We start from the raw sequence: 24394 nt of genomic DNA on the forward strand, positions 1-24394 counted from the left end.
AGCCCGAGCGGCCCGGGTGCCCGATGCTTGAGTCATGCACACCGACACCGAGCGTTGCGTACGCGCCGTCCAGTCGAAGGACGCCCGCTTCGACGGCTGGTTCTTCACGGCGGTCCTGACGACCGGGATCTATTGCCGGCCGAGCTGCCCGGTGGTGCCCCCCAAGGTCGAGAACATGACCTTCTACCCGAGCGCCGCCGCCTGTCAGCAGGCCGGATTCCGGGCCTGCAAGCGCTGCCGCCCCGACACCAGCCCCGGCTCACCGGAATGGAACGCGCGCGCCGACGCGGTGGCCCGGGCCATGCGGCTGATCAGGGACGGTGTCGTCGACCGCGAAGGGGTCCCCGGCCTGGCGGGGCGGCTCGGCTACTCGACCCGTCAGATCGAGCGGCAGCTGCTCGCCGAGCTCGGCGCCGGACCACTCGCGCTGGCCCGTGCGCAGCGGGCCCAGACCGCCCGCATCCTCATCGAGACCACGGACCTGCCGATGGCCGACGCGGCCTTCGCCGCAGGATTCTCCTCCATCCGCACCTTCAACGACACGGTCCGCGAAGTCTTCGCCCTCTCGCCGAGCGACCTGCGCACCCGCACCGCACGCAGCAAGCAGCCGCACACCCCGGGCACGATCTCGCTCCGGCTGCCCTTCCGGGCGCCGCTCAACCCCGACAACCTCTTCGGACACCTGGTGGCAACCGCGGTCCCCGGCGTGGAGGAGTGGCGCGCCGGCGCCTACCGCAGGACGCTTTCGCTCCCGCACGGACACGGCATCGCCGAACTCACCCCGCACCCCGACCACATCGGTGCGTTGCTCTCGCTCACCGACCTGCGCGACCTCACGCACGCCATCAGCCGCTGCCGCTGGCTGCTCGACCTCGACGCCGACCCGGTCGCGGTGGACGAACAGCTGCGCACCGACCCCCTGTTGGCGCCGCTGGTCGACAAGGCTCCCGGGCGGCGGGTACCGCGTACCGTCGACGCCGCGGAGTTCGCGGTACGCGCGGTGCTCGGCCAGCAGGTCTCCACCGCCGCCGCGCGCACCCACGCGGCCCGGCTCGTCACCGCACACGGGGTGTCCGTCGACGACCCGAGGGGCGGCCTCACCCACCTGTTCCCCGCGCCGCAGGCACTGGCCACCCTGGACCCGGACAAGCTGGCGCTGCCCCGCAGCAGGCGCACCACACTCACCACTCTGGTCGGTGCCCTCGCCGACGCGTCCCTCGAGCTCGGATTCGACAGCGACTGGGACGCGGCCCGCGACGGGCTCGCGGCGCTGCCCGGTTTCGGCCCCTGGACGGTCGAGGCCATCGCGATGCGTGCGCTCGGCGACCCGGACGCCTTCCTCCCCACCGATCTGGGAGTACGCCGCGCGGCCGCCGGCCTCGGCCTCCCGTCGACCCCCGCCGCTCTCACCGCCGCCGCGGCCGCCTGGCGCCCGTGGCGTGCCTACGCCGTGCAGTATCTGTGGGCCACCGACACCCACCCCATCAACAACCTTCCACACTGAGGAACGTGACTCATGTCCGTCAGGCAGCACACCGTCATCGACAGCCCGTACGGTCCGCTCACCCTCGTCGCGACCGACGGAGTACTGAGCGGCCTCTACATGACCGACCAGCGCCACCGCCCACCCGAGGAGACCTTCGGCGCACCCGACCCGCGCCCCTTCGACGCGGTCGTCAGCCAGCTGACCGCCTACTTCGGCGGCGAGCTCACGGAGTTCACCGTGCCGCTCGCCCTGCACGGCACCCCGTTCCAGCGCAGCGTCTGGCAGCAGCTCCAGCGGATCCCGTACGGCGAGACCCGCTCCTACGGCGACCTCGCCGACCGCCTCGGCAAGCCCGGCGCCTCACGCGCCGTGGGCCTGGCCAACGGCAAGAACCCGGTCGGGATCATCGTCCCCTGCCACCGTGTCATCGGCTCGACCGGTAGCCTCACGGGCTACGGCGGCGGCCTGGACCGTAAGCAGCGGCTGCTGGCCTTCGAAAGCGGGGCCGATGCCGGTCCAGCCGGTGCCGACGTGCTGTTCTGAGCGCGGCCCCACCCCCTGCTCGCATCGCCGGGCCCGCAGGTCAGGCCGGGTACCGCTTCAGCAGTTCGGGCAGCGCCGTTCCGATCGGTTCGCGGACGACCTCAGCGGCGAGCTCGTCGTACGGTGTGGCCTCGGCGTTGACGATGATCAGCCGGGCCCCGGCCTCGGCGGCGATCCCGGCGAGGGAAGCGGCGGGCTGCACCTGGAGGCTGGTGCCGACCGCGATGAAGACCTCGCAGGCCTTGGCGATGGCGATCGACTCGCTCAGCACCCGCTGATCGAGCCGCTGGCCGAACATGACGGTCGTCGACTTGAGGATGCCGCCGCACAGCAGACACGGCGGGTCGGCCTCACCGGCCGCCACCCGTTCCAGGGCTTCCGCCATCGAGGATCGGGCCGCGCAGCCGGTGCACACCACGGCCCGCGCCGACCCGTGCAGCTCGAGCACCTTGCGCGCGGGGACACCGGCCAGCTGGTGCAGCCCGTCGACGTTCTGAGTGATCACCCGCACCGGCACTCCGGCCTGCTCGAGGGCCGCGATGGCGTGGTGCGCGGCATTCGGCTCGGCGTGCCAGGTCTCGCTGTCCCGGCGCATCAGCCAGGAGCGGCGCCGGATGTCCGGATCGGCGACGTAGTAGTCGTAGGTCACCAGCTTCTCGGCCTCGGGGTCGCGGCGCCACAGGCCGTTGGGGCCCCGGTAGTCGGGGATACCGGAGTCCGTGGAGATCCCGGCGCCGCTGAGGATGGCGATGAGGGTCATGCGGCCGAGGGTACGCACCTCGCCCCGGTCCGGGCCCGCGGATCGATGCGCGGCGCCGCGGGGGAGGAGCAGCCGCATCCGGCTGCTCCTTCTGGAAAAACGCCGTAGCGGATAAGGTCGGGTCGGCGCGACTGCCTGTTCGAAAGCAAGGGAATAGCAAGGTGACGGACGGAGCAGTATCTGAGGTCCCGCGGGTGCTCGTGGCGGCTGACAAGTTCAAGGGGTCCCTCACGGCGGTACAGGTCGCCGAGCGGGTGACGGCGGGGCTGCGGAAGATCGCTCCCACCGTGCAGGTCGAGACACTGCCGGTTGCGGACGGCGGCGACGGTACGGTCGCCGCCGCGGTGGTGGCCGGCTTCGAGCGGCGTGAGGTGCGGGTCACCGGGCCGCTCGGTGAGCAGCGGGACGCGGCGTTCGCGCTGCGCGACGGGGTAGCGGTCGTGGAGATGGCCGAGGCATCGGGCCTCCAGCACCTGCCCGCCGGAGTGTTCGCGCCGCTCACCGCGACCACGTACGGCTCGGGCGAGCTGCTGCGGGCGGCGCTCGACGCGGGCGCCCGGTCCATCGTCTTCGGGGTCGGAGGCAGCGCCACCACCGACGGGGGCGCCGGCATGCTCGCCGCGCTCGGTGCCCGCTTCCTGGACGCGGCAGGACAGCCGGTAGGGCCGGGCGGCGGCGGGCTGCGGGATCTGGTGTCCGCGGACCTGTCCGGCCTGGACGCACGCCTCGCCGACACGGAGATCGTGCTGGCCAGCGATGTCGACAACCCACTCACCGGGCCGAAGGGAGCCGCGGCGGTCTACGGGCCGCAGAAGGGTGCCGCACCCGGGGAGGTGGAGACGCTGGACGCGGCGCTCGGACATTTCGCCGTCGTCCTGGAGAAGGCCATCGGCTCGAAGGCCGCCGATGCCGCCCGAGCCCCGGGAGCGGGCGCTGCCGGCGGGATCGGCTACGGGGCGCTGGTCGGCCTCTGTGCGAGCTTCCGGGCCGGTATCGAGGTGATGCTCGATGTGCTGGGGTTCGCCCCTGCGGTGGCCCGGGCCACTCTGGTGATCACCGGTGAGGGGTCGCTCGACGAGCAGACCCTGCACGGCAAGGCGCCCGCCGGCGTCGCCGCGGCGGCCCGCGCCGCGGGCAAGGAGGTCGTCGCGGTCTGCGGCCGGCTGATGCTGCCGGCCGAGGCGCTCGGCCGGGCCGGAATCCGCCGTGCTTACGCCCTCACCGACCTGGAACCCGACACCGCACGCTGCATCGCTTACGCGGGGCCGCTGCTCGAGCAGGTCGCGGAGAACATCGCGCGCGATTTCCTGAGCTGACGCGCACGTACGCCGTGGGGCCGGGTCGGGCGAGGACCGGCCGCACGGCGTACATAGCACCTTCAGCAGCGACCGCAATGTTTGAGATCGTCAATGTTTCCGGCATAACGTACGCAGCATGCCAGGAATCCCCGCCCCAAGAACCCCAGGGCCCGACACGGCCCGGCTGATGGAGCTGCTGTCGGTGTCCCTCGGTTCCTATTACGGCGATTTCACCGCCGCGGCCGCCACCGAGGGTCTCACCGCCAGCCAGGGCAGGACGCTGGCCGTGCTGCGGCGCGGACCGTCCGCGATGCGCGCCCTCGCGATCACGCTGGCCTGCGACGCCTCGAACATGACGGGGATCATCGATCGCCTGGAGAAGCGCGGTGCGGTGCGCCGCGAGCCCAGCCCGACCGACCGGCGGGTCAAGAACGTGGTCCTCACCGAGGAGGGCGAGCGCGCCGTCGACACCATCCGCGCCACCATGCACGCCACTCTCGGCCGCCTGGAGGCACTCGGCGCGGACGACCGGGCCGCGCTGGCCGGGCTCCTCGAGCGCGTTTTCGTGACGGCGCCCACCGCTGCCGGCAGCACACAGCCGTAGGCGCAGGCGCAACGCCGAGGGCCCGAGTGCGGTGTGCACCCGGGCCCTCGGCGTCTTGTACGGGAGTTACGGCAGCTGCGCCGTACGCGCCTCGCGGCGGTTGCCCCGGAAGGTGTTCACCCGGCGCGCGGTGGCGAAGAGCGGGATGACCGCGCCCATGACCACCTGCAGCGCGCAGCCGGTCTGCAGCAGCAGCTGGCCGCCCGGTGCGTCGAACGCCCATGCGGCGAGCAGCCCCATCGCGCCCACGATCCAGCTGAGCATCCCGACCGCGAGGATGCCCCGCGGCTTCGGGTATTCGACCCGGCTCACCATCAGCCAGGCGACGCCCAGAACCGCGAGCAGCGTCGGCACGAAGGGCAGCTCGAGCAGCACGATCGAGACGACCGTCAGCGCTCCGAAGGGGCTCGGCATGCCCTGGAACATGCCGTCCTTCAAGGTCACGCACGAGAACCGGGCAAGCCTCAGCACCACCGCCAGCAACACCACGATCGCCGCCACCGCGGCGACCCGCTGATGCGCGTCGTCCGCGACCATGCCGTACACCAGCACGAAATAGGCCGGAGCGAGCCCGAAGCTGATCAGGTCGGAGAGATTGTCCAGCTCCGCGCCCATCGGCGAGCTGCGAAGCTTGCGCGCCACCAGACCGTCGCAGAGGTCGAAGATCGCCGCCATCAGCATCAGGATCACGGCGGTCGCGGCGGAGTGCCGCGCCATGCCGGTCTCCTGGCTGCCCTGCAAATGCGGGATGAGGATCCCGGTGGTGGTGAAGTACACCGCCATGAAACCGCACGTCGCGTTACCGAGAGTCAGCGTGTCCGCTATCGACAGCCGCAAGGAGAGCGGCATGTCCTCGGTGTCGTCCTCGGTGTCCGCCTCCGGCACCCAGCCGGTCTGCGTCTCCGGATCAATCACGGTCAATTCGAGTCACCCCCGCGGTGGTGGTCTGGCCGACCTCGACCGCGACATCGATACCTTCCGGAAGGTAGATGTCGACACGCGAGCCGAAGCGGATCAGGCCGATCCGTTCTCCCTGGTCCACCTTCGTACCCTGCGGGAGATACGGCACGATGCGCCGTGCCACGGCGCCGGCGATCTGCACCATCTCGATGTCCCCGAGCTCGGTGTCGAAGTGCCAGACAACGCGCTCGTTGTTCTCGCTCTCCTTGTTGAACGCCGGAACGAAACCGCCGGGGATGTGCTCGACCGACGTCACCGTGCCGGCCAGCGGGGCGCGGTTCACATGAACGTTCAGCGGGCTCATGAAGATCGCGACGCGGGTGCGTCCGTCCTTCCACGGCATGATGCTCTGCACTACGCCGTCGGCCGGCGAAATGACCCGGCCCTGCGTGATCTCCCGCTCGGGATCGCGGAAGAACCACAGCATGCCCGCCGCCAGCACGGTGGTGGGCACGGCGACAGCGGCCCAGCGCCCGGACCTGCGGGCCCGGGTCAGGCTGAGTGCGGCGGTCGCGACAGTCGGCAGGAGCCACGGCGATGCTCCGCGCGCAAGACGGACCCGGCCGCGTGGTGCAGAGGTTTGGCTGTGGGGCATGAATGACCTTCGTAGCGGATGATGCCGCGCTGTGACGGGGGACGGCGGCTTTCGGGCGATGCTATCGGTTGTGGACCACAACTGGGCAAGCCAGGAAGCCGAGTCGGCAGACTGAAGACGATGACTGGGTGTGACCTTCTTCGCTGATATATCGCCCCGAATCGGACAATCAGCCCTGGAATCGGTACTCTTCGAGGAGTCGTCGGCCAATGATCATTTTCTGGATCTCGGCGGTACCTTCGCCGATCAGCAGCATCGGCGCCTCGCGGTAGAGCCGCTCGATCTCGTACTCCTTGGAAAATCCATATCCACCATGGATACGGAAGGCGTCCTCCACGACCTCCTTGCAGTACTCGGAGGCCAGGTACTTGGCCATCCCTGCTTCAAGGTCGTTTCGTTCCCCGGAGTCCTTTTTGCGTGCCGCATTGACCATCATCGCATGGGCGGCTTCCACCTTGGTAGCCATTTCGGACAGCTTGAACTGAATCGCCTGGTGCTGGGCGATCTGCTTGCCGAAGGTGTGACGTTGCTGTGCGTAACCGATACCCAGTTCGAACGCGCGCTGAGCGACGCCGCAGCCACGCGCTGCCACATTCACCCGGCCGACCTCCACTCCGTCCATCATTTGGTAAAACCCTCGGCCCGTAACACCACCAAGTACGCGATTGGCCGGAATTCGCAGCCCGTCCATGATCAACTCGGTGGTGTCGACACCCTTGTAGCCCATCTTGTCGATCTTGCCGGGGATGGTCAGACCTGGACGGACCTCGCCGAAGCCCGGCTCCTTCTCGACCAGGTAGGTGGTCATCGACTTGTGCGCGGCGGTGCCCTCGGGGTGACCCTCGTCACTCCGGCACAGCACCGCGACGAGCGAGGAGGTGCCGCCGTTGGTCAGCCACATCTTCTGGCCGTTGAGTACGTATTCCTCGCCGTCCCGTACGCCCTTCGACGTGATCGCGGAGACGTCCGAGCCGAGCGCCGGCTCCGACATCGAGAACGCGCCCCGCACCTCGCCGAGCGCCATCCGCGGCAGGAAGGCTTCCTTCTGCTCCTGGGTGCCGTGCTGCTTGAGCATGTACGCCACGATGAAATGGGTGTTGATGATGCCGGACACCGACATCCAGCCCCGCGCTATCTCCTCGACGCACAGCGCGTAGGTGAGCAGCGACTCGCCCAGGCCCCCGTACTCCTCGGGAATCATCAGCCCGAACAGGCCGAGCTCCTTGAGGCCCTCGACGATCTGTGCCGGGTACTCGTCGCGGTGTTCCAGCTCGGTCGCGACCGGCAGGATCTCCTTGTCGACGAAGTCCCGGACGGTGGCCAGGATTTCCTGCTGGACATCGGTGAGACCGGGGGTCTGGGCGAGTCGGCTCATGACTGCTTCTCCTGTGACTTCACGCAGTTGGTGGCACGCGGTTAGTTGGCGGGCGTCGGGCGGCCGGGCTGTTCTCCGCCGCGCTCCTTGATGTACGTCTCGGTCGGGACCATCACCTTGCGGCGGAACACGCAGACGACCGTGCCGTCCTGCTTGTAGCCCCTGGTCTCCACGTACACGATTCCGCGGTCGTTCTTGGAGCGCGACGGTGTCTTGTCGATGACGGTCGTCTCGCCGTAGAGCGTGTCGCCGTGAAAGGTCGGCGCGATGTGCTTCAGCGACTCGACCTCCAGGTTGGCGATGGCCTTGCCCGAGACGTCCGGGACCGACATGCCGAGCAGCAGGGAGTAGATGTAGTTGCCGACCACGACGTTCTTGCCGAAATCGGTGGTCTCCTCGGCGTAGTTGCTGTCCATGTGCAGCGGATGGTGGTTCATGGTCAGCAGGCAGAAAAGATGATCGTCGTACTCGGTGACGGTCTTTCCCGGCCAGTGCTTGTAGACCGCGCCGACCTCGAACTCCTCATAGGTTCGTCCGAACTGCATCGCTCACACCTCCGGGGCTTCGAACTTGGACGTGCGCTGCATGCCGGCGGCCCGGCCCTTGCCGGAGATGACCAGCGCCATCTTGCGGCTGGCCTCGTCGATCATCTCGTCGCCGAGCATCGCCGAGCCCTTCTTGCCGCCCGCCTCGGAGGTGCACCAGTCGTAGGCGTCGAGAATCATCTCGGCGTGGTCGTAGTCCTCCTGCGACGGCGAGAAGATCTCGTTCGACGCGTCGACCTGCCCCGGGTGCAGCACCCACTTGCCGTCGAAGCCGAGCGCGGCGGCGCGCCGGGCGACCTCGCGGTAGCCATCGACGTTGCGGATCTGCAGGTACGGTCCGTCGATCGCCTGCAGGTCGTAGGTACGGGCCGCCATCAGGATCTTCATCAGGATGTAGTGGTAGGCGTCGGCGCCGTAACCGGGCGGCTGCTCGCCCACCACCAGGCTCTTCATGTTGATCGACGCCATGAAGTCGGCCGGTCCGAAGATGATGGTCTCGGTCCGGGGCGAGGCCGCCGCGATCTCGTTGACGTTGACGAGGCCCTTGGCGTTCTCGATCTGCGCTTCGATGCCGATCTTCCCGACCTCGAAGCCCATGGTCTTCTCGATCTGGGTGAGCAGCAGGTCCAGCGCGACCACCTGCTGGGCGTCCTGGACCTTCGGCAGCATGATGCAGTCGAGGTTCTGGCCCGCCCCCTCGACGACCGTGACGACATCGCGGTACGTCCAGTGGGTGGTCCAGTCGTTGACCCGTACGACCCGGGTCTTGCCCGTCCAGTCGCCCTGGTTCAGCGCCTCGACGATGGTGTGCCGGGCGCCCTCCTTCGCGAGGGGTGCGCAGGCGTCCTCCAGGTCCAGGAAGACCTGGTCGGCCGGGAGGCCCTGGGCCTTCTCCAGGAAGCGGGGATTGGAACCCGGTACGGCGAGACAGGAGCGGCGCGGCCGCAGACGGTTCACGGGGGACGAGGGCGCTACGGGCGCGGTCATGCGGGGACCTCCAGAGGGTCGAGCTTGTTCGCTGTCCGGATCACTTCGACGATACGTCCGATGATCTCGGTGATACCGAAGTCCTTAGGGGTGAAGACGGCGGCCACGCCGGCCTTCTTGAGCGCGGCACCGTCGCCGTTCGGGATGATCCCGCCGACGATCACCGGGATGTCGGACGCGCCCGCCTCGCACAGCCGCCGCAGTACGTCCGGCACCAGTTCGGCGTGCGATCCGGAGAGAATCGACAGGCCCACGCAGTGCACGTCCTCGGCGAGCGCGGCGCCGACGATCTCCTCGGGCGTCAGCCGGATGCCCTGGTAGACCACTTCGAAGCCGGCGTCGCGGGCACGGACCGCGATCTGTTCGGCGCCGTTGGAGTGACCGTCCAGGCCCGGCTTGCCCACCAGCAGCCGCAGCCGCCCGCTTCCGAGATCTTCGGCCGTACGGGTCACGGCGGCCCGTACGGTGGCGAGCGGGGTGCCCTCCTCGGCGGTGACGGCGACCGGGGCGCTGCTCACCCCGGTGGGCGCACGGAACTCGCCGAACACATCGCGCAACGCCCAGGACCACTCGCCGGTGGTGACACCCGCACGGGCGCACTCCACGGTGGCCTCGAAGAGGTTGCCGTCGCCCGCCGCGGTCGCCTTCAGAGCGGCCAGCGCCTCCTGTGCGCGGCTCTCCTCGCGGTTGTCCCGCCAGGCGTGCAGCGCGGCCACCACCCGGGCCTCGTTGGCCGGGTCGACCGTCATGATCGCCGCGTCCAGGTCGGCGGTCAGCGGGCTGGGTTCGGTGGACTCGTAGCAGTTGACGCCGACGATCTTCTCGTCGCCGTTCTCGATACGGGTCCGGCGGGCGGCGTGCGAAGCGACCAGCTCCGACTTGAGATAGCCGGACTCGACGGCGGCCATCGCACCGCCCATCTGCTGGATGCGGTCGATCTCCGCGAGGGACTCCGCGACCAGCGTCTCGACCTTGGCCTCGATGACGTGCGATCCGGCGAAGATGTCCTCGTACTCCAGCAGATCGCTCTCATGGGCGAGTACCTGCTGGATACGGAGCGACCACTGCTGGTCCCACGGCCGCGGCAGACCCAGCGCCTCGTTCCAGGCCGGCAGTTGCACGGCGCGGGCGCGGGCGTCCTTGGAGAGTGTGACGGCCAGCATCTCCAGCACGATGCGCTGGACGTTGTTCTCCGGTTGGGCCTCGGTCAGACCCAGCGAGTTGACCTGGACGCCGTAGCGGAAACGGCGCCTCGTGGGGTCCGTGATGCCGTACCGCTCGCGGGTGACCTGGTCCCAGATGCGGCTGAACGCCCGCATCTTGCACATCTCCTCGATGAAGCGGACTCCCGCGTTCACGAAGAAGGAGATCCGTGCGACGACCGCGTCGAACTTCTCCGGCGGCACCTGCCCCGAGTCGCGTACGGCGTCGAGGACCGCGATCGCGGTGGACATCGCGTAGGCGATCTCCTGCACCGGCGTGGCGCCCGCCTCCTGCAGGTGGTAGCTGCAGATGTTTATCGGGTTCCACTTGGGGATGTTGGCCACCGTGTACGTGATCATGTCGGTGGTCAGCCGGAGACTCGGTCCCGGCGGGAAGACATGCGTCCCGCGCGACAGGTACTCCTTCACGATGTCGTTCTGCGTCGTCCCCTGCAGCTTGCCGGGGTCCGCGCCCTGCTCCTCGGCGACCACCTGGTACAGCGCCAGCAACCACATGGCGGTGGCGTTGATGGTCATCGAGGTGTTCATCTGCTCCAGCGGGATGTCCTGGAACAGCCGCCGCATGTCACCGAGATGGGACACCGGGACCCCGACCCGGCCGACCTCGCCGCGGGCGAGGATGTGGTCGGGGTCGTAGCCGGTCTGGGTCGGCAGGTCGAAGGCGACCGAGAGACCCGTCTGACCCTTGGCGAGGTTGCGCCGGTAGAGCTCGTTGGACGCCTCCGCGGTCGAGTGCCCCGCGTAGGTCCGCATGAGCCAGGGGCGGTCCTTGTGACGGCCACTCATGTCAGATGTTCCGGAAGCGGTTGATGGCGTCGAGGTGCTTGGCGCGCATCTCCGGGTCCCGCACGCCCAGGCCCTCCCGGGGCGCCAGCGCCAGCACGCCGACCTTGCCCTGGTGCAGGTTGCGGTGCACGTCGTAGGCGGCCTGGCCGGTGTCGTCCAGCGAGTACACCTTGGACAGCGTCGGGTGGATCTTGCCCTTGGCGATCAGGCGGTTGGCCTCCCACGCCTCGCGGTAGTTGGCGAAGTGCGAGCCGATGATCCTCTTCAGCGACATCCACAGATAGCGGTTGTCATACTCGTGCGTGTAGCCCGACGTCGATGCGCAGGTGACGATGGTGCCGCCCTTGCGGGTGACGTACACGGAGGCGCCGAACGTCTCGCGGCCCGGGTGCTCGAACACGATGTCGACGTCCTCACCGCCGGTCAGTTCACGGATGCGCTTGCCGAAGCGCTTCCACTCACGCGGGTCCTGGTGGTGCTCGTCCTTCCAGAACCGGTAGCCCTCGGCATTGCGGTCGATGATCGCCTCGGCCCCCATCTTCCGGCAGATCTCCGCCTTCTGATCGCTGGAGACGACACAGATCGGGTTGGCGCCGCCGGCCAGCGCGAACTGGGTGGCGTACGAGCCGAGGCCGCCGCTGGCCCCCCAGATCAGCACGTTGTCGCCCTGCTTCATCCCGGCGCCGTTGCGCGACACCAACTGGCGGTACGCGGTCGAGTTGACCAGGCCGGGGGCTGCCGCCTCTTCCCAGCTGAGGTGATCGGGCTTGGGCATCAGCTGGTTGGACTTGACGAGCGCGATCTCGGCGAGACCGCCGAAGTTCGTCTCGAAGCCCCAGATGCGCTGCTCCGGGTCGAGCATCGTGTCGTTGTGGCCGTCGGAGCTCTCCAGCTCGACCGAGAGGCAGTGCGCGACCACTTCGTCGCCCGGCCTCCAGGCGTTGACTCCCGGCCCGGCGCGCAGCACGACGCCCGCCAGGTCGGAGCCGATGATGTGGTACGGCAGGTCGTGGCGCTTGGTGAGTTCGCTCAGCTTCCCGTACCGCTCCAGGAAGCTGAACGTCGACACGGGCTCGAAGATCGAGGTCCAGACGGAGTTGTAGTTCACCGAACTGGCCATGACGGCCACCAGCGCCTCGCCGGGGCCGAGCTCCGGCAGCGGCACGTTCTCGACGTGCAGGGACTTGCGCGGGTCCTTGTCCCGGCTGGCGAGGCCGGAGAACATCTCGGCCTCGTCCTTGTGCACGGTTACCGCGCGATACGACTCGGGGAGAGCCAGGGCGGCGAAGTCGGCCGCCGTCGCCGCGGCGGATCCGCTGTCTGTGTGGGTCCGCGACTGGATCGCGTCCAGGATTTCCTTCACGGTGCTGCCTCCGGCGAAGCGTTGAGGGAACGCTCGGTCTTGGGAACGCTCCAGGGGGAACGTCAGTGCTGATGTGGAGGTGTGCCGTCGGTTCGGCGAAAGGGTGGGTCCAAAAGCGAGTGGCTACGCCGTGGTGGGGCGCGGGAGGTGCCTGTGACGCAGGCATCCGGGCGCGCAAGCCGGGAGGCTTACGGGGACAGCCGGCGTACGAAAGGGTTCTGCACGCCGGCCGCCCGGACACCTTCAACGTATGGCACCGCGTGCCAAGTCGCAAGACACTGAGTGCCAACAAATTCGCCCAGTTGTCATCCGACGGTCACGGATGAGCAAAAACGGCCGCCCCGGAAGGGACGGCCGTCGCAGTACGGATGCGGTCAGGAGCGGTCAGTGCTTGCGCAGCGCCTTCTCGATGGTGCGCATGACCTCGTCGAGCGGTGCGTCGGTACGTGCCACCGTCACCAGGACCTCGCCGTTGCTCCGGGCCGTCGCAGCCGGTCTGCGCTCAGCCGTGCGGCCGGCGCCTATCCCGGTGCCGAAAGTGTCCCTGACGATGGCGAAGGCGTGGTCCAGCTGGGCCTCCACGTCGCCCTGCCCGTCCGCCCGCAGCCAGCGCCGCAGTACGTGGTTGTGCGCGGTCACCACGGCCGACGCCGCCACCTCGGCGAGCAGCGGGTCGTCGTTGCCGTCGTGCTGGTCGTGCTCGTCGAAATGGCCCAGTAGATAACGGGTGAACAGCCGCTCGTACCGGGCCACCGAGGCGATCTCCGCCTCCCGCAGGGTCGGCACCTCGCGGGTCAGCTTGTAGCGCGCCACCGAGACCGCCGGCGACGACGCGTACATCCGCATGACCTCTTTGATGCCCCGGCACACGGTGTCGAGCGGGTGCTCGTGCGGCGGCGCCACGTTGAGCACCGCCTCGGCCCTGACCAGGGTGTCGTCGTGGTCCGGGAAGATGGCTTCTTCCTTGGAGCGGAAGTGCCGGAAGAAGGTCCGGCGGGCCACCCCGGCGCGGGCGGCGACTTCGTCGACCGTGGTGGCCTCGTATCCCTTGGCGGCGAACAGCTCCATCGCGGCCGATGCCAGTTCGCGGCGCATCTTGAGCCGCTGCGCGGCAGCCCGGCTGCCCGCGGCACTCTCCGGAGCGGCTGACGACGCCTTCTTGCGGGTCGGGCGTCGTGCGGGGCCAGTGGACTGGGGCATGGTCCGAACGTACTGCATGTGCGCGGCCGGACGTGCCTGCGGGGGCGGGCCACTGCCGGGTTCCAGCAGCCCGCCCCAGTCGCCGCACGGATCAGCGCGGTCGCCGCGCGGTTCAGCGCCGGGCATACTCGCGGAAACCGCGCCCCGTCTTGCGACCGAGGCAGCCCGCCGCGACGAGGTGTTCGAGCAGCGGTGCGGGGGCCAGGCCCGGGTCGCGGAACTCCCGGTGCAGCACCTGCTCGATGGCGAGCGAGACGTCGAGTCCGACCACGTCGAGCAGCTCGAAGGGGCCCATCGGATAGCCGCCGCCCAGCTTCATCGCGGCGTCGATGTCGTCGAGCGTCGCGTAGTGCTCCTGCACCATCTTGATCGCGTTGTTGAGGTACGGGAACAGCAGCGCGTTCACGATGAATCCGGCCCGGTCGCCGCAGTCCACCGGGTGCTTGCGGATCGTGGTGCAGACTTCCCGCACGGTCGCGTGAACGTCGTCGGCCGTGAGGACGGTACGGACCACCTCGACCAGTTTCATGGCCGGCGCCGGGTTGAAGAAGTGCATCCCGATGACGTCCTGGGGGCGGGTGGTGGCCCGGGCGCAGGCGATGACCGGCAGCGAGGACGTCGTGGTGGCGAGCACCGCGCCCGGCTTGCAGACCTTGTCGAGCGTCTCGAAAAGCTGCTGCTTGACCGCCAGGTCCTCGGCCACCGCCTCCACGGCCAGATCCACCTCGGCGAAGGCGTCCGGAGAACCGGCCGGAGTGATCAGCGCCAGCGTCGCGTCGCGGGCCTCGGCGGTGATCCGGCCCTTGTCGACAGATCGGGAAAGCGACTTGGCGATCCGCGACTTGGCCGCGTCCGCCTTCTCAGGGCTGCGGGCAGCCAGCACCACCCGGTAGCCGGCCTTGGCGAAGACCTCCGCGATGCCCGATGCCATCGTGCCCGACCCGGCGACACCCACCGAATCGATCCGCCGGCCGACGGCGGCCTCGGCGTCGGCCGCCGGGGTGCGGCCGTCGGGCACCACGACCGCGCTTTCCGGAGCCTCGTACGCGTAGAAGCCCCGGCCGGACTTGCGGCCGAGCAGCCCGGCGTCACTGAGCTGCTTGAGGATCGGCGCGGGAGCGTGCAGCCGGTCCTTGGACGCGGCGTACATCGCTTCCAGGACTGTGCGGGCGGTGTCGATACCGATCAGGTCGAGCAGCGCGAGCGGCCCCATCGGCAGACCGCAGCCGAGCCGCATCGCGGCGTCGATGTCCTCCCGGGAGGCGTACTTGGCCTCGTACATGGCGGCTGCCTGGTTGAGGTAGCCGAAGAGCAGTCCGTCGGCGACGAAGCCGGGCCGGTCGCCGACCCCGACGGGCTCCTTGCCGAGCTCGTGCGCGAGAGCGGTGACCGCCTCGACGGCCGGCGGCGCGGTGAGCACCGATGACACCACCTCGACCAGCTTCATGGCCGGTGCCGGATTGAAGAAGTGCAGCCCGATGACGCGTTCGGGGTGCGAGGTGTCCGCGGCGAGCCGGGTCACCGAGAGGGCGTTGGTGCCGGTCGCCAGGATGGCGGTCGGCCGCACGATGGTGTCCAGGGCGCGGAAGACCTGCTGCTTGGTCTCGTACGACTCCGGCACGACCTCGATCGCCAGGTCGGCGTCGGCCGCCGCCTGGAGGTCGGAGAAGGTGCGGAACCGGGCCAGGATGTTCTGCCGTTCGTGCTCACTGATGCGTTCACGCAGCACCGAGCGCGCGGTGGAGGCTTCCAGTGCGGTCACGGCGCGCCGTGTCGCGGCAGCATTGATGTCGATGCCGATGACCTCGCGTCCGGCGCGGGCGAGGACCTCGGCGATGCCGGTGCCCATGGTGCCGAGGCCGACCACGGCGATGGTGTGCAGAGGGGTGTCCATCAGGGGACTCCTGGGATGAGTGACGACTGAGGGACGCACGGTGTGCGGCGTACGGGAGGTACGGCCGGGCATCCGGGCGTGAGGTGTCGTGGTGAAGGTCCGACGGGCCCGGTCCCGGGGCCGCGTCGTACTGGCGATGGAGAAGCCAGGCACTGCTGAACCGACGAACGCTCGTGGCGGCTGCGTCACCAGGCCGCCCTGAGGGTGGTGCCAGCGGGGGTGTGTGACCCGCTCACTTGAGAGTAACTGGCGAGTAACGAGCGCGCCATACCTGGAAAGCTGTGATCTGGATCGCTCAGGCTTCCGGCCTGTCTAAGGTCTGCGTATGGCTTCCGGCACGGACGAGGAACTGCGGTCGCTCACCGATCGGCTGCACAACGAAGCGGGCGGGTCTGCGGAGTTTCTGCGGTTGACCGTCACCGGGGACCACGAGGAACTGGCCGTGGTCCTCACGGCCGCCGGGCAGCCGCTGTGGGCCCGCGAGCTGGCGGCCTTCCGGCTCGGCTGCGCCGGCGACGGGCGGGCCTTCGAGGCGCTGGTGCTGCTGCTCAACCACCGGGACCCGGAGCGCTGCGTCTCGGCGGCGTACGCACTTGCCCGGCTGGACGATCCGCGCACCGCGCGCGCCGCGGCGGCCCTCGCGACGAACGGCCTGCGCACCGCGTACGCGCTGCATCCGGTCCGGTTGCTGACCGAGCTGCGGGCGCCCGAGTCCGTACCGGCACTGATCCGCACCCTGGAGCGGCTCATCGCGCCCGGCGATCCGCACCCGCGAGTGGCGCTGGCCTGCGTGGAGGGGCTGGGGCGACTCCGCGATCCACGGGCCCGGCCTGTGCTGGCGGCGGCCCTCCGCCGGCCCCTGTTGGCCGCTGCTGCGACGGACGCGCTCAGCCGTCTCGGGTGACGGCGGTCAGCGGCGGGCCGGGGCCGGGGGTCAGAGCAGTGTGAGCTGGGTGGGCTCGGCCGGCCCGGGCTCCGGCGGCACCGGTATGCGGCGCGGCATACCGCGCTGCGTCGGCCCGATGCCGTACTCGGCCGCAAGCGCGTGCACCTGGCCGGTGATCCGGCGCTGGTACCACTTGGGTGCGTAGGCGCCCTCCGCGTACAGCCGTTCGTAGCGTCGGACCAGATGCGGGTGGTGCTGCCCCAGCCAGGCCATGAACCACTCCCGCGCCCCCGGCCGCAGATGCAGCACCAGCGGTGTCACCGAGGTCGCCCCGGCCGCCGCGATGGCGCGCACCGTGGCCCGCAGCTGGTCGGGCCGGTCGCCGAGGAAGGGAATGACCGGTGCCATCAGCACGCCGCAGTCGATACCGCCCGCGGTGAGGGTGCGCAGCGCGTCGAGCCGCCGCTGGGGCGACGGCGTGCCGGGCTCGACCGTGCGCCACAGCTCCTCGTCCACGAAGCCGACCGACAGGGAGATGCCGACGTCGGTGACCTCAGCCGCCTGCTGCAGCAGCGGCAGATCCCGCAGGATCAGCGTCCCCTTGGTGAGGATGGAGAAGGGGTTCGCCCGGTCCCGCAGGGCGGAGATGATGCCGGGCATCAGCCGGTAGCGGCCCTCGGCACGCTGGTAGCAGTCGACGTTGGTACCCATCGCGATGTGCGCGCCCTGCCACTGACGGGAGGCGAGTTTGCGGCGCAGCAACTCCGGGGCGTTGACCTTGACGACGATCTGCGAGTCGAAACCCAGTCCGGTGTCCAGGTCCAGATAGCTGTGGGTACTGCGGGCGAAGCAGTACACACAGGCGTGGCTGCAGCCCCGATAGGGGTTGACCGTCCATTCGAACGGCATACGGGACGCACCGGGCACCCGGTTCACGATCGAACGGGCGCGCACCTCGTGGAAGGTGATCCCGCGGAACTCCGGGGTGTCGAAGCGGCGCGTGGTCACCGCTCCCGCACCGAACAGCGCGGCGCTCGCGGCGCCGCCGTCGTCCGCACCGTCCTCGGTGAGCTGGTCCCAGCGCATGGTGCCTCCTCGATAGCCCGGCCCCTTCGCTAAATAGAACACCCGTTCGTATCATGAGTGCAACCCGGATTTCCGTGCTCGCGTCCGAGGTGGTTGGCTCAGCAGGCGGTTCATCACACCGAGCGAAGAACGACAGCTGGAGGAACTGGTATGGCGCAGGTAGAGGCCACCACGGAGCGGATCATCGCGGCGGATGCGGAGGCGGTGTTCGACGCGCTGGCCGACTACAGCGGTACGCGGGCCAAGCTGCTGCCCGAGCACTTCAGCGAGTACGAGGTCCGGGAGGGCGGCGACGGTGCGGGCACCGTCGTGCACTGGAAGCTCCAGGCCACCAGCAAGCGCATCCGCGACTGCCTGCTCGACGTGTCGGAGCCCACCGAGGGGCAGCTCGTCGAGAAGGATCGCAACTCCTCGATGGTCACCACCTGGACGGTCACCCCGGCCGGCGACGGGAAGTCCAAGGTCGTCGTCTCCACCGTGTGGAACGGGGCCGGCGGCATCGGCGGATTCTTCGAAAAGACTTTCGCGCCCAAGGGACTCGGCCGTATCTACGACGCGGAGCTGGACAAGCTCGCCGCCGAAGTCGCCAAGTAACCGTTCGCCCCGTTCGGGCGGAAGTCATGCTCACCGGTTCGAGTGGTTTTCCCGACGGCCCAGTTGTACGCCGTAGGGGCTCCCACCGGCGCTGAAGCCCCCGGCGTGCGCCTGGCGCGCCAATCGTCGCGCTTGCACCCCCTTGTCGTCGAATGCGAGAAAAGGGCGGCGCAGGCGTGACGAGGGGAGCAATACGTGGGTGGGATCACTCTGGTGCAGGACGGTTCGGTCCAGGACGAGCCGGCGCCCCGCGGGGTGGCACCGAACGGGCCGGCACCGGACGGTTCGGTCGACACGCGACCGGTGGCCGTCCCGGTCCCGTCGGCGCCGGCGGAGCCGCAGCACGGCGAACTCAGCCCGCGCCGGGTGCGGATGGTCTTCGTCGGCCTGATGCTCACTCTGCTGCTCGCGGCCCTCGACCAGATGATCGTGGCCACCGCGCTGCCGAAGATCGTCGGCGAACTGCACGGCCTCGACAAGATGTCCTGGGCCGTCACCGCCTACCTGCTCGCCTCCACGATCGGCCTGCCGGTCTACGGCAAACTCGGCGATCTCTTCGGCCGCAAGAGCATCTTCATCTTCGCGATCGTCGTCTTCGTCTGCGGTTCGGCACTGGCCGGCTGGTCCAGGACGATGGACGAGCTGATCGCCTTCCGGGCCGTCCAGGGCGTCGGCGGCGGCGGTCTCATGATCGGCGTGCAGGCCATCATCGCGGACGTCGTACCGCCGCGGGAACGCGGCCGCTTCATGGGGCTGATCGGCGCCGCCTTCGGTCTCGCCTCCGTCGCCGGACCACTGATCGGCGGCTTCTTCACCGACCACGCCTCCTGGCGCTGGTGCTTCTACATCAACGTTCCGTTCGGCCTGGTCACCCTGGCCGTCATCGCCGTCGTACTGAAACTGCCCAAGCCCACGGCGAAGCCACGCCTCGACGTGCTCGGGGCGCTGCTGCTCGCCGCCGCCTCCACCTGCCTGGTGCTGCTGACCAGTTGGGGCGGGACCGAGTACGCCTGGGGTTCCCGCACCATCATCGCTCTGGGCGCCGGAGCGCTCGGAACGGCCGTGCTCTTCATCGTCGTCGAGCACTTCGCGCCCGAACCGATCATCCCGCTGCGGCTGTTTCGTGACTCCATCTTCAATGTGACCGCTCTGGTGGGCGGAGTGGTCGGTGTGGCGCTCTTCGGGGCTGCCAGCTACCTGCCGACCTTTCTGCAGATGGTCGACGGGGCCAGTGCCACCGAGTCCGGGCTGTTGATGCTGCCGATGATGGGCGGCGTCGTCATCGCCTCCGTGCTGTCCGGCCAACTGATCAGCCGCACCGGACGCTACAAGCTGTATCCGCTGCTCGGCAGCGCCGTATCGGCCGTCGGCATGTGGCTGCTCTCGCGCCTCGAGGTCGACACCTCGCAGCTCTCCTACAGCGTCTGGATGGCCGTACTCGGTGTCGGGATCGGTCTGATCATGCCGGTCCTGGTGCTGGCCGTGCAGAACTCCGTGGCGCCCGCCGACCTCGGCACGGCCACCAGCGCCAACAACTACTTCCGGCAGATCGGCGGCAGCGTCGGAGCGGCAGTCTTCGGCACGCTCTTCGCGGGCCGCCTCACGGACGCCCTGGCGGCCCGGATCCCGGCCGGGGCACAGCTGCCGGACGCCGAGTCGATCACCCCGCAACTGGTCCACGCGCTGCCGCCCGCGGTACGCGACGGCTACATCCAGGCGTACGCGGACGCGATGCCGCGGATCTTCCTCTACCTCGTGCCGGTGCTTGTGCTCGGCCTGTTCTTCGCCTTCTTCCTCAAGGAGAAACCGCTGGTGTCCCACAACGCCCCCGCCGCCGCCCCGGACGCCGCCGTTCCGTCGGCCCGCGTCCCTGCAACCCCGCCCGTGCTCTCCGGTGTCCCGGTGTGCGGAACGGTCCAGCACTACGACGGCTCCACGGTGCCGCGCGCCGCTCTCACGCTGATCGACGTCACCGGACGCCAGATCGGCCGCGGAGCGAGCGGCGAGGACGGGCGCTACGCGCTCAGCGTGCCGGGACCTGGCTCGTACGTCATGATCGCGGCGGCCGGCGGGCACCAGCCGCAGGCCGTGACCGTCACGGTCGGGGAACGCCCGGTCGATCTCGACGTGGTCCTCGGCGGAGCCGGACGGCTGGCGGGCTGCGTGCTCAACGCCGACGGAACGCCGGTCCGCGACGCCGCGGTCACCCTCACCGACGTACGCGGGGAGGTGGTGGCAAGCACCCGCAGCGGCCGGGAGGGCGGCTACGTGATCACCGAACTGGTGGCCGGCGAGTACACCCTGGCGGGGAGTGCCCCCGCGTTCCGCCCCGCCGCCCTGCCGGTCAGCGTGCAGGCGGCACGCGAAACCCGGCAGGACATCGAACTGGCAGGCGGCGCACTGCTGCGCGGCACCGTCCGGGCGAGCGGCGGCCGCCCCGTGGAGGACGCGCGCGTCACGCTGCTCGACGCAGCGGGCAATGTGGTCGACACGCTCACCACGGGTCCGGACGGCACCTTCCGTTTCGTCGATCTCTCGTCGGGTGAGTACACCGTGATCGCCGCAGGCTATCCGCCGGTGGCGACCGTACTCCAGGTCGCGGGCGGTGGCCGCACCGAACGCGATCTCCAACTGGGCCACGAGGACTGACGGCCGGTCCGGCGCAGCCGATCGGGTGCGCCGGCGCACCACCCGTGCGGGCGGATTCCGCCGATGACCGGCGGACCCGGGACGCTGGGCCGTACGGTGGAGTTACATACCGCAGAGTCTTGCGGCCGGGAAGGAGCCTTCCACCCATGGACCTTGGTGTACCGCCGCAGAGGACACCACAGCCACGCGACGCCACGGCGGGCCGAGTACCGCTCGCCGTGGTCGTCGTGGACGCGGGCGGACTCGTGTCGCACTGGTCGACCGGCGCCCGAAGGCTCTTCGGTGTCAGCAAGGAGGACGCCGTCGGCTGCGCCGCCAGTGAACTCCTTCCGGTATCCGGTGCGTTGGCGCAAGGAGACGGCCGGGGCCCGGACAGCGCCTACTCCGACTTCGGCCCCGAGCTCGACAGCTCGCTGAGCGGGACGATCGCCTACCCGGCTGCGGGCCGGGCCAGGATCGACGAAGCCCGGCGTGGTCGTATCGACGTCCTCTGGTGGGCCTACCCGCTGGTCGGACCCGGTCCCGAGCGGCTGCTGGTGCTCTCGGCCGACGCCGCCCAACTGCGCGAGGGTGACGAGCACACGGACGCGGACACCGAGACCGTCGCCCCGGGGTTCGCGCTGCACACCGACTTCCCCGGCTATCAGGAACTGGCCGGTCGGCTCCCCGAGATCCTGCCGAACATGAGCGTCCAGGAGGCTACCGGGATCGTCTCCCAGGTGCTCGAACTCGGCTACCCGGTCCTGGAGTTCAGTCACCGGGACCGGGTCCCCGTCACCCCGGACTGGGGAGTCCCGCGGCGCACCGCCCGCCGCTGGACCACGGCGGCCGGAACATCGGAGAACGCCGCGGTGCAGCTCCTCGCCGCACCCCGCCCGGAGCTCGACCTCGAGTATGCGGCGGTCCGGGAGCGGTTGGAGTTCCTCAACGAGGCCAGCGGCCTGATCGGGACGTCGCTCGACCTCGAACGCACCATCCGCGAGGTGACGAGCGCCGCAGTGCCCCGCTTCACCGACTTCGCGGGGACCCATCTGCGGGCCGCCGTGCTGGCCGGTGAGGGCTTTCCGGACGGCCCGCCGGATGTCACCACGGTCTGGCACCGGGTCTGGGTGGAGCACAACGACGAACCGGGCCGCTGGGACGACACCGTGCCGGTCGGCGAGGCGATCGCCTTCCCCGAACACACCCCATTCTTCCAGTGCATGGTCACGGGCGAGCCGGTCATCATCCCGTACGTCAGCGAGGAGCTGAGCGACCGCATCTCCGGTGAATTCGAGAAGCGTGACCTGCGCCCGCTGATCAGCAACAGGTCCTTGCTGATCGTGCCGCTGAAGGCCCGCGACGTGGTCCTGGGGTTCATGGTGCTGATGCGCCGCCCGGGTCGTGAACCCTTCGACGACATCGACCGCACCACCGGCGCCGAGCTCGCCGCACGTGCCGGTCTTGTCCTCGACAACGCCCGGATGTACACCTACCAGGAGAACGTCGCGGAGACGCTCCAGGACAGCATGCTGCCCCAGGTGGAAGCAAGGATGGCGGGCTGCGACATCGCCACCCGCTATCTGCCCGGCGCCCGGCTGGGCCGGGTCGGCGGTGACTGGTTCGACTCGGTCAAACTGCCCGGCTCACGCACCGCCCTGGTGGTCGGCGACGTGATGGGTCACGGGCTCAACTCGGCAGCCATGATGGGGCAGTTGCGTACCGCTGTACTGACCATGGCCACCATGGAAATGCCACCGTCCCAGCTGTTGCGCAACCTCGACGATCTCGCGCAGCGGCTGGGCGACCAGTATCTGGCCACCTGTCTGTACGCCGTCTACGACCCGATCCGCTCCGAGATCCAGATCGCCAACGCCGGGCACATCCCGCCCGTGCTGGTCCGTGCCGAGGACGGCCGGGCCGAACTCATCGAGCTGCCGACCGGGGCGCCGATCGGGGTCGGCGGAGTCGCCTTCGAGACCGCGACGGTCCAGGTACGCCCCGGCGACCGTCTGGTGCTCTGCACCGACGGCCTGGTCGAAGTGCGGGGCCAGGACATCGGGGACGGCCTCGCCGCGCTCTGCGCCTCGGCGGCCCACCCGGCCGCCTCGATGGACGACGCCTGCGACGCGATCATCCGGGCGCTGAATCCGAGCGACGGCCGCAAGGACGACGTGGCGCTGCTGATGGCCCGGGTCAACGGCATTCCCGACGAGTGCGTCGCGGAGTGGCACCTCGCCCTCGACCCCGGCGAGGTGGCACGGGCCCGGCAGTTGGCGCGCGACAAACTCCTCGAGTGGGGGCTGCCTGCTGCGGTGGAGTCGGCGGTCCTCATGGTCAGTGAGCTCGTCACCAATGCCGTGAAACACGGCCGCACCCAGGAGATCGGACTGCGGCTGGTCAGGACCGACGCCCTGCTCTGCGAGGTCAGTGACGACGAACCGGCTCCGGCCGCACTGCTCAACGCCTCTGCCCACGACGAGTTCGGACGCGGTCTGCTGGTGGTGAGCAGTCTGGCCCGCACCTGGGGCACCAGCGCCAGCGCCCACGGCAAGACCGTCTGGTTCGAGCAGGCGCTGAGCCGAAACCCGCGTCCTGGCTCGAACACCTGGTGACAGCCGGGTGTCGCTGACAAGGAGTCAGCCCGTGCTCTTGCTTCCGGCGCGTCCGGGAGGGTAGTCCGTTCCTGAGCAAAGTGCTTCGAACGAGCTGGACTTGGGAGTGCGCATGGACGTGTCGCAGCAGTATCGCCAGTCATGGGAAGGCTTCTGGGCCGCCACATCCGACGCTCCCGGCGAGGCGATCTGGGACGCGGAGGCCTCGCTGTCCGCGGAGCCGCACTGCCGGCTGCTGTTGCCGTACGCCGACACCTCGTTGCCCGTGGTGGACCTGGGTTGCGGCAGCGGCACCCAGACCCGCTATCTCTCCACCGTTTTCGCCCGCGCGCTCGGAGTCGACCTCTCGCAAGCCGCGGTCGAGCATGCCCGGCGTGCGGACACCGCGGGCGTTGCCGATTACGAGCAGCTCAACCTGGTGGATGCGGTCGCGGTCGGTGCGCTGCACCAGCGGATCGGCGACACCAACGTCTACATGCGGGCAGTGATCCACCAGAGCGAGCCGGCGGCCCGTCCGGCGGTCGCCGCAGCGGTCGCGGAACTGGTGGGCGAGAAGGGCCGGGCGTTCGTCGTCGAGCTGACGCCCGCATCGAAAGACGTCCTGCAGGCGGCGGCCGAGGCCCCGGACGGTCCGCCGAAGAAGCTGCGCCGGGTCTTCGACCACGGCCTCAAGCCGGCGGGCGCCACCGACGAGGAGGTACCGGAGTTGCTGCAGGCGGCCGGACTGACGATTCTGGCCGACGGTGACACGGTGTTGCCCCAGACCGAGAAGATGCCCGACGGCAGCCGGATCGATCTCCCGGCCCGGTGGTTCGTGCTCGCCGCCGCGTCCTGAGTTCGCGGGATCCGAGGAGTCGGCGGTCGGCCGGGCGGGGCGTGTTCCCACCCGGCCGACCGCTGTTCGGCCGGGCAGCTGATCTTTCGGTGGACTGGACCTCTGACACGGAAAACACCCCTGGCCAGTGG

At 69.6% G+C, this 24394-nt stretch carries 20 protein-coding genes; 9 read left to right on the plus strand and 11 right to left on the minus strand.

What is annotated here, in order from left to right; translation table 11 throughout:
- Positions 1–34 precede the first annotated feature (34 nt).
- Both AB0436_RS04460 and AB0436_RS04465 read left to right on the plus strand, forming a co-directional pair.
- Complete coding sequence (locus tag AB0436_RS04460) at positions 35–1504, plus strand: AlkA N-terminal domain-containing protein (protein WP_366466198.1); 1470 nt, start codon at positions 35–37, stop codon at positions 1502–1504.
- 12 nt (positions 1505–1516) lie between these two features.
- Positions 1517–2029 carry a methylated-DNA--[protein]-cysteine S-methyltransferase gene (locus AB0436_RS04465; protein ID WP_366466199.1) on the plus strand — a complete coding sequence of 171 codons (513 nt, stop codon included), beginning with the start codon at positions 1517–1519 and terminating at the stop codon, positions 2027–2029.
- A 40-nt stretch (positions 2030–2069) separates the two neighbouring features.
- Here AB0436_RS04465 and AB0436_RS04470 read toward each other — a convergent pair whose 3' ends face one another.
- On the minus strand, positions 2070–2789 hold the full coding sequence (locus tag AB0436_RS04470; protein WP_366466868.1) for a Sir2 family NAD-dependent protein deacetylase: 720 nt from the start codon (positions 2787–2789) through the stop codon (positions 2070–2072).
- Between the two features lie 161 nt (positions 2790–2950).
- Between AB0436_RS04470 and AB0436_RS04475 the strand changes: the two genes are divergently transcribed.
- Together AB0436_RS04475 and AB0436_RS04480 are read left to right on the plus strand one after the other, a co-directional pair.
- Positions 2951–4105 (plus strand): glycerate kinase, encoded by a 1155-nt coding sequence (locus AB0436_RS04475; protein ID WP_366466200.1) that lies wholly within the window; start codon positions 2951–2953, stop codon positions 4103–4105.
- A 169-nt stretch (positions 4106–4274) separates the two neighbouring features.
- Entirely contained in the window at positions 4275–4691 is a 417-nt protein-coding gene (locus AB0436_RS04480) for a MarR family transcriptional regulator (protein WP_366466869.1), read from the plus strand.
- 66 nt (positions 4692–4757) lie between these two features.
- Here AB0436_RS04480 and pssA read toward each other — a convergent pair whose 3' ends face one another.
- The 9 genes from pssA to AB0436_RS04525 form a co-directional block, all read right to left on the minus strand.
- A complete protein-coding gene (gene pssA / locus AB0436_RS04485) occupies positions 4758–5612 on the minus strand; it encodes a CDP-diacylglycerol--serine O-phosphatidyltransferase (RefSeq protein ID WP_366466201.1) in 855 nt (284 codons plus the stop codon).
- A complete protein-coding gene (locus AB0436_RS04490) occupies positions 5599–6246 on the minus strand; it encodes a phosphatidylserine decarboxylase (RefSeq protein ID WP_366466202.1) in 648 nt (215 codons plus the stop codon). Before AB0436_RS04490 ends, pssA begins: the two co-directional genes overlap by 14 nt.
- Positions 6247–6415: 169 nt before the next feature.
- Positions 6416–7621 carry an acyl-CoA dehydrogenase family protein gene (locus tag AB0436_RS04495; RefSeq protein WP_366466203.1) on the minus strand — a complete coding sequence of 402 codons (1206 nt, stop codon included), beginning with the start codon at positions 7619–7621 and terminating at the stop codon, positions 6416–6418.
- Between the two features lie 41 nt (positions 7622–7662).
- Positions 7663–8166 (minus strand): MaoC family dehydratase, encoded by a 504-nt coding sequence (locus AB0436_RS04500; protein ID WP_366466204.1) that lies wholly within the window; start codon positions 8164–8166, stop codon positions 7663–7665.
- A gap of 3 nt (positions 8167–8169) precedes the next feature.
- Positions 8170–9153, minus strand: a complete 984-nt coding sequence (locus AB0436_RS04505; protein WP_366466205.1) for a CoA ester lyase — start codon at positions 9151–9153, stop codon at positions 8170–8172.
- A complete protein-coding gene (locus AB0436_RS04510) occupies positions 9150–11162 on the minus strand; it encodes a protein meaA (protein ID WP_366466206.1) in 2013 nt (670 codons plus the stop codon). Before AB0436_RS04510 ends, AB0436_RS04505 begins: the two co-directional genes overlap by 4 nt.
- A gap of 1 nt (position 11163) precedes the next feature.
- Positions 11164–12525, minus strand: a complete 1362-nt coding sequence (gene ccrA, locus AB0436_RS04515) for a crotonyl-CoA carboxylase/reductase (protein ID WP_366466207.1) — start codon at positions 12523–12525, stop codon at positions 11164–11166.
- 384 nt (positions 12526–12909) lie between these two features.
- The gene (locus tag AB0436_RS04520; protein WP_366466870.1) at positions 12910–13743 is read right to left on the minus strand and encodes a TetR family transcriptional regulator; all 834 of its coding nucleotides are present in this window, start codon (positions 13741–13743) and stop codon (positions 12910–12912) included.
- A 94-nt stretch (positions 13744–13837) separates the two neighbouring features.
- Positions 13838–15619, minus strand: coding sequence for a 3-hydroxybutyryl-CoA dehydrogenase (locus AB0436_RS04525; RefSeq protein WP_366466208.1), 1782 nt, complete (start codon positions 15617–15619; stop codon positions 13838–13840).
- Positions 15620–15944: 325 nt separating this feature from the next.
- Between AB0436_RS04525 and AB0436_RS04530 the strand changes: the two genes are divergently transcribed.
- Positions 15945–16523: a HEAT repeat domain-containing protein gene (locus AB0436_RS04530; RefSeq protein WP_366466209.1), complete on the plus strand. Its 579-nt coding sequence runs from the start codon at positions 15945–15947 to the stop codon at positions 16521–16523.
- Positions 16524–16553: 30 nt separating this feature from the next.
- On the opposite strand, the gene AB0436_RS04535 is transcribed toward AB0436_RS04530, so the two are convergent.
- Positions 16554–17591 (minus strand): Rv2578c family radical SAM protein, encoded by a 1038-nt coding sequence (locus AB0436_RS04535; protein WP_366466210.1) that lies wholly within the window; start codon positions 17589–17591, stop codon positions 16554–16556.
- A gap of 150 nt (positions 17592–17741) precedes the next feature.
- Between AB0436_RS04535 and AB0436_RS04540 the strand changes: the two genes are divergently transcribed.
- From AB0436_RS04540 to AB0436_RS04555, 4 genes are all read left to right on the plus strand, one after another.
- Positions 17742–18185 (plus strand): SRPBCC family protein, encoded by a 444-nt coding sequence (locus AB0436_RS04540; RefSeq protein ID WP_365854912.1) that lies wholly within the window; start codon positions 17742–17744, stop codon positions 18183–18185.
- Positions 18186–18380: 195 nt separating this feature from the next.
- Positions 18381–20834: an MFS transporter gene (locus tag AB0436_RS04545; RefSeq protein ID WP_366466211.1), complete on the plus strand. Its 2454-nt coding sequence runs from the start codon at positions 18381–18383 to the stop codon at positions 20832–20834.
- A 146-nt stretch (positions 20835–20980) separates the two neighbouring features.
- Positions 20981–23428, plus strand: a complete 2448-nt coding sequence (locus AB0436_RS04550) for a SpoIIE family protein phosphatase (protein WP_366466212.1) — start codon at positions 20981–20983, stop codon at positions 23426–23428.
- A gap of 112 nt (positions 23429–23540) precedes the next feature.
- Entirely contained in the window at positions 23541–24263 is a 723-nt protein-coding gene (locus tag AB0436_RS04555; RefSeq protein ID WP_366466213.1) for a class I SAM-dependent methyltransferase, read from the plus strand.
- The last annotated feature ends 131 nt before the right edge of the window (positions 24264–24394 follow it).

The sequence above is a fragment of the Streptomyces sp. NPDC051322 genome (genome assembly GCF_040689485.1).
In the GTDB taxonomy this organism is placed as follows: domain Bacteria; phylum Actinomycetota; class Actinomycetes; order Streptomycetales; family Streptomycetaceae; genus Streptomyces.

Bases quoted from the DNA above. Each gene is read 5' to 3' on its own strand.
- AB0436_RS04460 (WP_366466198.1), top strand. From the start codon at position 35: ATGCACACCGACACCGAGCGTTGCGTACGCGCCGTCCAGTCGAAGGAC.
- AB0436_RS04465 (WP_366466199.1), top strand. From the start codon at position 1,517: ATGTCCGTCAGGCAGCACACCGTCATCGACAGCCCGTACGGTCCGCTC.
- AB0436_RS04470 (WP_366466868.1), bottom strand. From the start codon at position 2,789: ATGACCCTCATCGCCATCCTCAGCGGCGCCGGGATCTCCACGGACTCC.
- AB0436_RS04480 (WP_366466869.1), top strand. From the start codon at position 4,275: ATGGAGCTGCTGTCGGTGTCCCTCGGTTCCTATTACGGCGATTTCACC.
- AB0436_RS04490 (WP_366466202.1), bottom strand. From the start codon at position 6,246: ATGCCCCACAGCCAAACCTCTGCACCACGCGGCCGGGTCCGTCTTGCG.
- AB0436_RS04495 (WP_366466203.1), bottom strand. From the start codon at position 7,621: ATGAGCCGACTCGCCCAGACCCCCGGTCTCACCGATGTCCAGCAGGAA.
- AB0436_RS04500 (WP_366466204.1), bottom strand. From the start codon at position 8,166: ATGCAGTTCGGACGAACCTATGAGGAGTTCGAGGTCGGCGCGGTCTAC.
- AB0436_RS04505 (WP_366466205.1), bottom strand. From the start codon at position 9,153: ATGACCGCGCCCGTAGCGCCCTCGTCCCCCGTGAACCGTCTGCGGCCG.
- AB0436_RS04510 (WP_366466206.1), bottom strand. From the start codon at position 11,162: ATGAGTGGCCGTCACAAGGACCGCCCCTGGCTCATGCGGACCTACGCG.
- AB0436_RS04520 (WP_366466870.1), bottom strand. From the start codon at position 13,743: ATGCAGTACGTTCGGACCATGCCCCAGTCCACTGGCCCCGCACGACGC.
- AB0436_RS04525 (WP_366466208.1), bottom strand. From the start codon at position 15,619: ATGGACACCCCTCTGCACACCATCGCCGTGGTCGGCCTCGGCACCATG.
- AB0436_RS04530 (WP_366466209.1), top strand. From the start codon at position 15,945: ATGGCTTCCGGCACGGACGAGGAACTGCGGTCGCTCACCGATCGGCTG.
- AB0436_RS04535 (WP_366466210.1), bottom strand. From the start codon at position 17,591: ATGCGCTGGGACCAGCTCACCGAGGACGGTGCGGACGACGGCGGCGCC.
- AB0436_RS04540 (WP_365854912.1), top strand. From the start codon at position 17,742: ATGGCGCAGGTAGAGGCCACCACGGAGCGGATCATCGCGGCGGATGCG.
- AB0436_RS04550 (WP_366466212.1), top strand. From the start codon at position 20,981: ATGGACCTTGGTGTACCGCCGCAGAGGACACCACAGCCACGCGACGCC.
- AB0436_RS04555 (WP_366466213.1), top strand. From the start codon at position 23,541: ATGGACGTGTCGCAGCAGTATCGCCAGTCATGGGAAGGCTTCTGGGCC.